A 9,421-nucleotide genomic window follows, 5' to 3' on the forward strand; every position below is an offset into this window, starting at 1 on the left:
GGCTATGTAACCTGAATTCGGGGCAAATATGCCGCAAAGTGGGATGTGCAGATGGTCCGCCCCCTTCGCTTTCCGTACACAACCTACATCTACAAAGCGTCCTTACTCAGCAAAACCCCAATTTATTCGTAAAAGTATACCAATAAATACTGATCGCTGTAGAGCCAACGAAAAAGGAACCAGTACAATATCATAACTGATACTGTATTGATTCCTTTTGTGTTTTTATAATAAATTATGACCTAGATAAACGAAATCTAACTTTGCCAATCCGCAGGGTAAACAAAATATGCAAATCTGGCTTTATCTAGGCTCTGGAAATGAATATGGCTGTTTTTGGGGATAAAAATGATATCTCCGGCATGTCCGGTCACCACACGTCCGTCTATTTCTATTTCCAGGGTTCCCTCTATTATGTAATCAAATTCATCATAAGTCAGAGTCCATTCAAAACTGGTGTGATCAACTTCCATGATTCCTGCTCCCATTCGCGGGCTTTCATCTAATGTGACGATATCTTTGAGTGATACGCCCTTAGCTCCCTGAAATGGTTCCGTCTGAACGGTATTGCTGGAAACTGCCAGAATCCCGCTTGGATCCTTTTCTTTTTTAAAGTCGGTATTTTCTTTGGAAACCATAGACTGCTTAATGACTTTTTCTACGATTTCACGGATAGCTTCTTCACTGATACTCATTATCGAACCTTCTTTCTGAACAAATTTCTTTTTGAACAAATCTTAATCATGTACCGGCATTCTGCTATATTTCCTTCTTTTCAGCAATCTCTTCTTTGCCGCTGCTTGCCTTTATTTTGGCCAGTAGTTTTGGTGCTAATGCATTGGCGAGAATTAGCGCTGTGATTCCGGCTACCAGTTTGCCCACTACCACCGGGAAGATCATATCCGGGTTCGCACCTGCCGTGAATCCAAGGTGATCTCCGAATACAAATGCTGCGGAAACAGCAAATGCTACATTTAAGAGTTTTCCTTTCGCATTCATGTTTTCCATGATATTAAACATGGCAATGTTATTAGCCAGAGAAGCCACTAAACCTGCTGAACCGTCAGCATTCATTTTTAACTTCTCTCCTACTTTCATCAATGGTTTTTTGAATGTTTTGGTGATCCATTTTACCATGGGGAATGCACCGATTAATACACATGCAATGGTTCCTACAACTTTGATGCCCTCTTCCAGCGGTATGGTACCTCCATTTTTATTTGGATCGACCATAATATCAAATAACGGAAGACGAATTCCGGTTTCATACTGGAATACTGCGATTGCGGTAAAGATGGTAATTAAGATCGTAACCCCATTACCAAAATGGTTAAATCCTTTCATCATCTGGGTTGGTTTAAACCACAATCCTATGGCGATTAAACCTGCTACGATAATAACCGGTATTAAATTCTGTAAAATAGTAATGATATCAATTTTATTTGGCGTCATATTCATAACCAGCCCGCCTGCGATACAGCCGATTGGAATGGTAATTAACCCCGCCAGTACTCCTGCCGCAAGAAACGGTCTGTCTTTTGGCTTAATGATGGACAATGCAACCGGAATGGTAAATACAATGGTTGGTCCCATCATAGAGCCTAAGATTAACCCGGCAAAATTCCCAATTGCCGTATTGTCTCCCGCCAGCTGCACAGCCAGAGGATAACCGCCCATGTCGTTTGCCAGAAGTGTAGTTGCGAACATAGCCGGTGATGCTCCGAATAATTCGTAAATCGGTGCAATAATCGGCTGCAGTATTACCCGAAGTACCGGTGCTGCTGCCACTACCCCCATCATGGCAATTGCCAGGGGACCCATTGCATTAAAACCGGCTTCAAATTCTTCTCCATAACCCAGTTTATTTCCACGGATACGGTCAATCGCTCCAATTATCATAAAGATCATCATAATGGTAATTATGACGGAGTTGATTGATAAACCGCTTATGTACTGTTTGATACTCTCTGTAAATACATCTAAGTTTGTTATATTTTCGATTAATTCACTAAACATGTACTCTTTCCCTCCTTTTTATTGTTAGAGCGTGTTTTAAAATTGCTTTCTGACAGCCGCACGTCACATATGTGGGAGATTTATCCCCGATGAAGATCGACAAGGGTGCTATATAACCTGAATTCGAGGTAAATATGCCGCAAGGTGGGGCACGCAGCTGGCGGGAATGAATTTTCAAACACACTCCAGAATTGTTCGGATTTCCTAGTGCCTTCCAGCGTAAATACGTATATATATTTCCTGATATTTGCGTCAGGTGTGCGTCTGTGAATCGACGGCGTAGGGACCTACGACTAGTACAGTATTGCTCAATTATTTATGCAATGCTGTACTAGATTCACAGACGTGCACCTGGCGCGGAAAGCGGGTACTATATAGTGGAGTATTTACAACTGGAGACATAGATAGCCGTATTGCATTACTTGATTATTTATGCAATGCTGAACTAATTATATTCTCCCGCAAGATGTTTACACATCATAATATGAAGTGCACTGGATAGCCTGTTGAATTCTTCCAGAATATCCTGATGTGTATAATCATTTCCGATCTGATATGCATTGACCGCACTGATCTCGCACTCCCGGATGGCGGTACGGATTTGATTCAGTATAGCATATTCTTCCCCCATGGTGTAGTGGGGCATGATCATTTGCCGGATATTGTAATATTTCATTGGATTGTGGGAGTGTTCCCGCAGTTCTGCGTGTGTAAGCCCAATAATGCGTTCTATGGTAAATGGCTCATCCAGCACATCACAGCGCATAATATTCTGTAAAATCTTCAGGATATCTTCCAGATCCTCAAGGAGTTTTGTGCGCCTGGGATTCTTCGCAATAAGTGTCTGATTTAATATAATCAGCGCCTGAAGTGAATCCAGCTTCCCCCGGAATACAATTCGCAGATGGTTCTTTGGAACCAGCCTGTTCCCGGTTAACTGAGTCATATGCTCCGGTTTGGATGTAAAGAACGCTCCGGTGGCATAGTCAACGTATGCTGCATTTTGGTTATGGCAGCTATCTGCATTTTTCTCCGTACTTCTTTCTCCTGGTATTTCAAATTTTACTGCAGGTTCTTTTACTCCAAGTTCTTTTTCAGCTTCTTTTACTGAAGCTTTCTTTTCTGAGATTTCTTTCTCTGCAGCCCCCGGTTCCTGTTTTTCTATTTTTATTTTATACTGATTTAAATAATCCCGGGCGGAAGGGGATAGTAGACTCCCCTCCGGTACATAAAAGACTTCCGGGCGATTCTCTTTCATGATATCCCGTAAATATGCTTCTGTTATAACATTCAAATGATTGCCCCCTTAAGCCTGTCTCTGTATGATTCCAGTGCATTTTTGCCTCAAAATCAAGCGGGCAGCTTAATTTTGAGGCAGTATTGTTTCCACGTCACCATGAGGTCTTGGAATAACATGCATGGAAATCAGCTCTCCTACCCGTTCCGCTGCTGCTGCGCCGGCATCGGTAGCTGCTTTTACTGCTCCTACGTCACCTCGGACCAAAACAGTAACTAAACCACTTCCTATACGCTCTTTCCCAATTAATTTTACATCTGCCGCTTTTGTCATCGCATCCGCTGCTTCAATTGCACCAATTAAACCTTTTGTTTCTATCATTCCTAATGCCTGCATAACCGCCATTTTATTATCCTCCTGATTTTAATCTGTCTTTTACCACTATTATTTATTCCCCATGTTCATCCTCTGGGTTCATCCCTAGGTCCATTCCCCAGGGTTCATCCCTCAGATCCATCCTCCACAGGTCTATCCTCCGGCTCCCGCCAGATACAACCCTCCGCTGCCTGGGTGGGGATGTTTAACTTTACCTATTCTGCCGTATCTGCCTTAACCGGAAGAATGCTCTCCACATCCTTATGGGGTCTTGGAATAACATGTACGGAGACAACTTCTCCCACTGCAGCGCCTGCCGCAGCTCCTGATTCAGTTGCAGCCTTTACAGCTCCCACATCGCCCCGAACCATAATGGTAACGAGTCCGCTTCCAATATATTCTTTTCCGATTAAGGAAACGTCTGCGGATTTTACCATTGCATCTGCCGCTTCAATCGCTGCAATTAAACCTCTAGTTTCAATCAATCCCAATGCTTGTAAATTAGCCATTGTAATTCCTCCTGCCTGTTCTATTATTTTCCCGGTTCTATCGTATTATCTTCTCGGTTATATCCTGTTTAAAAGTTAAATGCTGACATTTGCATGCTCTAATTCTTTTAAAATCTTCTCAACTATTAAGTCGATGTTGATTTCGCAAGGCTTGGATGCCGGTATTGCCAGATCTGCCTCTTTGCGTATCTCATCTAATTCCTTTATTCCATAAGCCACTTTCCGGATATTCAGCAGATTCATCGGTCCGATATTATCCGATGTTGCACTTCCTCCAACTGCTCCACACCCCAATGTAAAAGCAGGCATTAAAGAAGTTGCGGCACCGACTCCGCCCAGAGCTCCCGGTGCATTTACGAGAAAGCGGGAAACGGGAATTCTTTTGGCAAAATAGCTGATAATCTCCTGGTTTTCAGAATGGATAATAAAGGTGTGTCCTGCTCCTTCATAGTGCAGAATCTGCTGGCATCTTTCACAGACCTTCTGATAATTATCTTCCACATAAAATCCCAGAATTGGTGCCAGCTTTTCATTGGAGTAAGGATGTCCGTTACCTACGCCGTCTTCTTCGGCTACTAAAACTCTGGCATCAGCGGGAACTTTAAGTCCTGCCAGATCTGCAATGTGCTGAACATTCTTACCAACGATCATTGGGTTCATTGTACCGTTGGCACGAAGAATGAATTTTCCCAGTTTTTCGGATTCTTCTGCACTTAAGAAATAAGCACCCTGTGCCTGCATTTCGGCTTTCACGGCTTCTTTGCGGTCACGTTCTGTGATGACGGACTGTTCGGAAGCGCAAATCGTACCGTTGTCAAAGGTCTTGCTGTCCATAATGCGTTTTACTGCTTTTTTAAGGTCTGCGGAACGCTCAATATAAGCCGGTCCGTTTCCAGGTCCAACACCGATTGCCGGCGTTCCGGAAGAATATGCAGCACGGACCATGGCACTTCCTCCTGTAGCAAGAATCAGTGAAATATCCGGATGGCGCATCAGCGAATCTGTAGACTGTATCGTCGGTATCGTAACCACTGATACCAGATCCTCAGGTCCTTCTGCTTCCGCAATTGCCTGGCGAATTACCTTAACCGTTTCCAGAATTGCTTCTTTTGCATTTGGATGCGGGGAAAAGATAATGGAATTGCCGGCTTTAATTGCAATTTCCGATTTATATAAGACCGTTGATGTAGGGTTTGTGGAAGGAATCAGCCCGGCAATTACACCTACCGGAACGGCAATATCCTTTGTTCCCGCTTTTTCATCTTCTGCAATAACCCCGATGGTTTTCATGTCTTTGATGTATTCAAATACGCTTTTGCTGGCGAAGATATTTTTGATCACCTTATCTTCCATGATACCAAAGCCCGTCTCATCGTGAGCCATCTGTGCAAGCCTTCTGGCATTTCTCACACCGGCATTTGCAATGCTCTGGACAATTCTGTCAACCTGGCTCTGGGACATCTCCAGTAATTTTTCCTGCGCTGCTTTTGAGCGCTCTACCAATTCTCTTACTTCCTGTACGGATAACAGGTCTTTATCATAAAGCTGCATAATTACCTCCCATTTTGCATTTTCTGTATCAAATTATAATGCCAGCGGATTATCTGCCACAAACTCAACAGCTGCTGCAAAGGCTTCACATGCTGCCTTGCATGCTGACTGGCTTCCGGTGAGCAGAGCCCCGCCGAAGTTTGTCTCAGATGGTGGTGCATACAGTTCACACATGGTTACATCCGCCGCTTTTAAAGCTGCATCCAGGGCAAAGAGGGCTTCTAAAGGAGGTGCAATCAGATATGCCAGCGCCTGTCCTTCTTTAATGCCTGCAGACTTGGACAAATAGCTGCCTGTCCTTGCAATACAATGGGCATAGTAGGGAATGGAATCATCTTCGTTGGCGCTTACAAACCACGCGCCGTTTTCAATGGTATCTATCACCGCGTCCAGCCCGCTTTTTACTTCTGCCGGATTGGTTCCTGCGATAATGCCGATTACTTCTCCCGCCAGCTTTGTGCTGGCATTTCCGGCGCCGCCGTAAAAGCTCTTTGCATAAACCACCTGGACATCTGCTGCTTTGGTCGCCTCATCCAGTGCCGTATATGTAACGTCATCACAATCAGCCGTTACCATTCCGATGGATTTTTGTCTTGGTGACAAGCCCAGGCTCTTAGCCAGGTCCGGTGAGACATTGGGAATCATTTTTGTGCTGAGCACCTTTGCTTTTAATGGATCTCTTTTCATGTTTCATTACACCTCTCTCTCAATTAGAGTTTTAAATCCGTTCCGCTTGCTTTTTTCTCTAACATTATTTTAATGATTTCTGCAATATGGGCACCTGCCTCTACGGGAACCGTGCCTGCCTTATGGATGTTGGATAATACGGTTCTTCTGGCTTCGGGCATATCCATCGTTGCTTTATATGCAATATATGCACTCATGGATTCAGCTGTAATCAGTCCCGGACGTTCTCCGATCAGTACACAGGTTACATCTGCTCCGGTGATTTCTGATACCTGGTCCATAACCCCCACTCTGCCGTATTTTACGAAAAACGGCGTTCCCACATCGATCTGGTAGCTTTCCAGCCCCTGCAGAATAGCCGGCAGCAAATCCCCCACATTTGCCGCTACCGCAGCGGAGCTTAAGCCATCTGATACATATACCTGAACGGTCGGACGTTTTTTACATTTTTCCTGTACTGCTTTTACCCCTTCTTCATTCAGTCTTCTGCCAAGATCCGGGCGGGTCAGGTAAACATCTTTATTCTCGCACTTCGTCTGAATACTGAATAAGTTCATCTTTTCTACAAAGGTTTCATCCACATTTGAGAACACCGCATCCTGTGCTGCCGAATGGTCGGCACGGAAGCGCAGCCAGGTAGAGGTCATGTATCTTGCACCTGCTTTCCAGATTCCAAGGCGGCAGGGAGCATACTGCTTTAACTCATAATACGCCTCCCCGTTTACCGGATTTGGTACAAGATACTGCTTTTTAATATCAATTTCTGTAATATCCTCCAGACATCCATCTTCAATGACCGGAGGTTCTTTTACATTTGCGGAATATTCCGGCTGTTCATAAGTAACGGAAGCCTTTGTTGTATTCGTATCTGCCTGTGTATCTATTGCAGATGGGGACTGTGACGCACGCTGGCTTTCCCCGGTGGTACCTTGGGCAGACGTATTTTTTGTCACCTGCATCTCCACTAATACCTGCTCTATTATTCGTTTTAAATCCTTCTGGTCAATCATAAATATCTCCTTTCTCTCTTAAGGCGTGTCTTAAAATTCATTCCCGCTGTCTGCACGCCCCACTTTGCGGTATATTTGCTCCATATTCCGGTTACATAGCCCGCATCATTCACTGATTCTATTTCATAAATACGGATGCATCACCTGCAAGAGAGGTCAGTTTTCCGTCTTTTGAAAATCCCATTTTTTCCAGCCACATATCAAACTCTTTGATCGGACGCAATCCCAGAATTTCACGGAATGCCGCAGCATCGTGATAACCGGTACACTGATACATGAGCATACAGTCATCCCCGTGGGGAACTCCCATGATGTAATTACAGCCCGCTGCTGATAAGAGCATGCCAAGGTTTTCAACGTCATTCTGGTCTGTCTTCATATGGTTGGTGTAACAGCAGTCACATCCCATTGGGATTCCCGTAAGCTTGCCCATGAAATGGTCTTCTAATCCGGCACGGATCACCTGTTTGCTGTCATAGAGATATTCCGGTCCGATAAATCCAACTACGGTATTTACAAGGAATGGATTGTATTTCTTAGCCAATCCGTAACAGCGTGCTTCCATTACCACCTGGTCACAGCCGTAATGTGCATCTGATGAGAGCTCGGATCCCTGTCCCGTCTCGAAATACATGTAATTCGGACCGGTGGAAGTTCCATGCTGAACCATCATCTGATGGCCTTCGTCTAACATTGCCCCATTTAATCCAAAAGCCTCATTTCCCTTCTGGGAACCTGCAATTGACTGGAACATCAGATCGATCGGTGCGTTGTGTTTCGTAATTGCTTCCATCTGGGTGCTCACATGGGCAAGAACGCAGATCTGTGTGGGAATATCCCATTTATTTTTAAACTCATCAAAACTCTTTAAGATTCTGGCAACGCTTTCCGCCGTATCATCAACCGGGTTCAATCCCAATACTGCATCACCGCAGCCCAGGCTGAAGCCTTCCATTGCAGACGCGATAATTCCCTTGGGGTTATCTGTAGTATGGTTTGGCTGTAATCTGGATGAGAAAGTGCCCGGAAGCCCGATTGTGGTATTACAGTGTGCCGTAACCACAATTTTCTTTGCCGCATAGATCAGATCCAGATTCCCCATTAATTTCGTAACTGCCGCAACAATTTCACTTGTGATTCCGCGGCTGGCACGGCGGATCATGTCGCCTGTTGTACTGGTGTCCAGCAGCCATTCCCGAAATTCAGCAACTGTCATATTCTTGAATTCATTGTAAATAGGTTCATTTACCGCATCCTGGATGATTCTTGTCACTTCATCGATTTCATAAGGAACTGCCGGTGAATTTCTTAATTCCCCCAGGGTTATCTGTGATAATACTACCTTTGCCGCAACCCGTTCTTCCGCTGATTCTGCCGCAATCCCGGCTAATTTATCACCGGACTTTTCTTCATTCGCTTTTGCCATAACCTCCTTCAATGATTTAAACTCATAAGTATGGCCGAATAATTTTGTTTTTAATATCATGACTTTCACCTCGTATCTTTTCTTTAAGAATTAAAAATTAGTGTCTTGATGACGACGGGCACGACCCGTCCCTCACCGATTGGTTCTCCGATATCAATGTAATCACCGCTTTGTGTCCTGATACCGTCGATGCAGATAACCTCCTTACTGTGCTTTAATTTTACATTCAGAGCATGTCCCAGGGCTTTTGCGATATCGTGCTCTGCCACAATTAGCAGCGGATACTTAAGCCGTATCAGCACCTTTGCCCCATTGATAATCGCCTGGGCCAGTTCCTGGATACCCGCAAAACCCGAATATCCCGTTCCCTCAAATGAAATAGCGATTTGTACGGCTTCCCCTTCGGAAATATACAAAGGGATCTGCCTCCTGATGGACTCTTCAATTCCCAGACAGGTTTTTTCTTCCTCCTCGCTGATTTTCAAGATTGGTATATTTTTCATCGGAAGCTGATTTTTTTCATAGGAAATCGTACTTCCGCTGATTTCTGTGGTATGGGTTCCGGCACCGACTACGGTAGCACGGATGGTTTCTACTGCCTGATACAGCT

11 protein-coding genes and 2 pseudogenes are annotated in these 9,421 nt (G+C 44.5%); 1 reads left to right on the top strand and 12 read right to left on the bottom strand.

Translation table 11 applies throughout. The features are described 5' to 3' along the window. Window positions 1-257 precede the first annotated feature (257 nt). The 3 genes and pseudogenes from ACH2DQ_RS08145 to ACH2DQ_RS08155 all read right to left on the bottom strand — a co-directional run. Complete coding sequence (locus ACH2DQ_RS08145) at window positions 258-695, bottom strand: cupin domain-containing protein (RefSeq protein WP_394912516.1); 438 nt, start codon at window positions 693-695, stop codon at window positions 258-260. 64 nt (window positions 696-759) lie between these two features. After that, complete coding sequence (locus tag ACH2DQ_RS08150; RefSeq protein WP_394912517.1) at window positions 760-2,016, bottom strand: ethanolamine utilization protein EutH; 1,257 nt, start codon at window positions 2,014-2,016, stop codon at window positions 760-762. Then, a pseudogene (locus tag ACH2DQ_RS08155) lies at window positions 2,009-2,182 on the bottom strand (hypothetical protein); the annotation flags it as partial. The pseudogene ACH2DQ_RS08155 and the gene ACH2DQ_RS08150, both read right to left, overlap by 8 nt. Between ACH2DQ_RS08155 and ACH2DQ_RS08160 the strand changes: the two are divergent. Next, a pseudogene (locus ACH2DQ_RS08160) lies at window positions 2,150-2,224 on the top strand (DUF6783 domain-containing protein); the annotation flags it as partial. The pseudogenes ACH2DQ_RS08155 and ACH2DQ_RS08160 sit on opposite strands and share 33 nt — an antisense overlap. A gap of 237 nt (window positions 2,225-2,461) precedes the next feature. Here the strand turns inward: ACH2DQ_RS08160 and ACH2DQ_RS08165 are convergent. The 9 genes from ACH2DQ_RS08165 to ACH2DQ_RS08205 form a co-directional block, all read right to left on the bottom strand. Continuing rightward, window positions 2,462-3,310 carry an ATP-binding protein gene (locus ACH2DQ_RS08165; RefSeq protein ID WP_394912518.1) on the bottom strand — a complete coding sequence of 283 codons (849 nt, stop codon included), beginning with the start codon at window positions 3,308-3,310 and terminating at the stop codon, window positions 2,462-2,464. Between the two features lie 69 nt (window positions 3,311-3,379). Beyond that, the gene (gene eutM, locus ACH2DQ_RS08170) at window positions 3,380-3,658 is read right to left on the bottom strand and encodes an ethanolamine utilization microcompartment protein EutM (RefSeq protein WP_394912519.1); all 279 of its coding nucleotides are present in this window, start codon (window positions 3,656-3,658) and stop codon (window positions 3,380-3,382) included. A gap of 185 nt (window positions 3,659-3,843) precedes the next feature. Continuing rightward, complete coding sequence (locus ACH2DQ_RS08175) at window positions 3,844-4,137, bottom strand: BMC domain-containing protein (RefSeq protein ID WP_394912520.1); 294 nt, start codon at window positions 4,135-4,137, stop codon at window positions 3,844-3,846. Between the two features lie 75 nt (window positions 4,138-4,212). Next, a complete protein-coding gene (locus ACH2DQ_RS08180) occupies window positions 4,213-5,688 on the bottom strand; it encodes an acetaldehyde dehydrogenase (acetylating) (RefSeq protein WP_394912521.1) in 1,476 nt (491 codons plus the stop codon). Window positions 5,689-5,721: 33 nt separating this feature from the next. Then, window positions 5,722-6,375: an ethanolamine utilization microcompartment protein EutL gene (eutL, locus tag ACH2DQ_RS08185; RefSeq protein WP_394912522.1), complete on the bottom strand. Its 654-nt coding sequence runs from the start codon at window positions 6,373-6,375 to the stop codon at window positions 5,722-5,724. A gap of 23 nt (window positions 6,376-6,398) precedes the next feature. Beyond that, a complete protein-coding gene (gene eutC / locus ACH2DQ_RS08190; RefSeq protein WP_394912523.1) occupies window positions 6,399-7,385 on the bottom strand; it encodes an ethanolamine ammonia-lyase subunit EutC in 987 nt (328 codons plus the stop codon). After that, window positions 7,382-7,498: a DUF6783 domain-containing protein gene (locus tag ACH2DQ_RS08195; RefSeq protein ID WP_394912524.1), complete on the bottom strand. Its 117-nt coding sequence runs from the start codon at window positions 7,496-7,498 to the stop codon at window positions 7,382-7,384. Before ACH2DQ_RS08195 ends, eutC begins: the two co-directional genes overlap by 4 nt. Before the next feature lie 5 nt (window positions 7,499-7,503). Next, the gene (locus ACH2DQ_RS08200) at window positions 7,504-8,871 is read right to left on the bottom strand and encodes an ethanolamine ammonia-lyase subunit EutB (protein ID WP_394912525.1); all 1,368 of its coding nucleotides are present in this window, start codon (window positions 8,869-8,871) and stop codon (window positions 7,504-7,506) included. 23 nt (window positions 8,872-8,894) lie between these two features. Further along, on the bottom strand, window positions 8,895-9,421 hold a 527-nt coding region (locus ACH2DQ_RS08205; RefSeq protein WP_395026305.1), incomplete at its 5' end, for an ethanolamine ammonia-lyase reactivating factor EutA.

It is taken from the genome of Robinsoniella sp. (assembly GCF_034124845.1).

Excerpts from the sequence above, each read along its gene's own strand:
- ACH2DQ_RS08145 (WP_394912516.1), bottom strand. The coding sequence starts at position 695 with ATGAGTATCAGTGAAGAAGCTATCCGTGAAATCGTAGAAAAAGTCATT.
- ACH2DQ_RS08150 (WP_394912517.1), bottom strand. The coding sequence starts at position 2,016 with ATGTTTAGTGAATTAATCGAAAATATAACAAACTTAGATGTATTTACA.
- eutM (WP_394912519.1), bottom strand. The coding sequence starts at position 3,658 with ATGGCGGTTATGCAGGCATTAGGAATGATAGAAACAAAAGGTTTAATT.
- ACH2DQ_RS08175 (WP_394912520.1), bottom strand. The coding sequence starts at position 4,137 with ATGGCTAATTTACAAGCATTGGGATTGATTGAAACTAGAGGTTTAATT.
- ACH2DQ_RS08180 (WP_394912521.1), bottom strand. The coding sequence starts at position 5,688 with ATGCAGCTTTATGATAAAGACCTGTTATCCGTACAGGAAGTAAGAGAA.
- eutL (WP_394912522.1), bottom strand. The coding sequence starts at position 6,375 with ATGAAAAGAGATCCATTAAAAGCAAAGGTGCTCAGCACAAAAATGATT.
- eutC (WP_394912523.1), bottom strand. The coding sequence starts at position 7,385 with ATGATTGACCAGAAGGATTTAAAACGAATAATAGAGCAGGTATTAGTG.
- ACH2DQ_RS08200 (WP_394912525.1), bottom strand. The coding sequence starts at position 8,871 with ATGATATTAAAAACAAAATTATTCGGCCATACTTATGAGTTTAAATCA.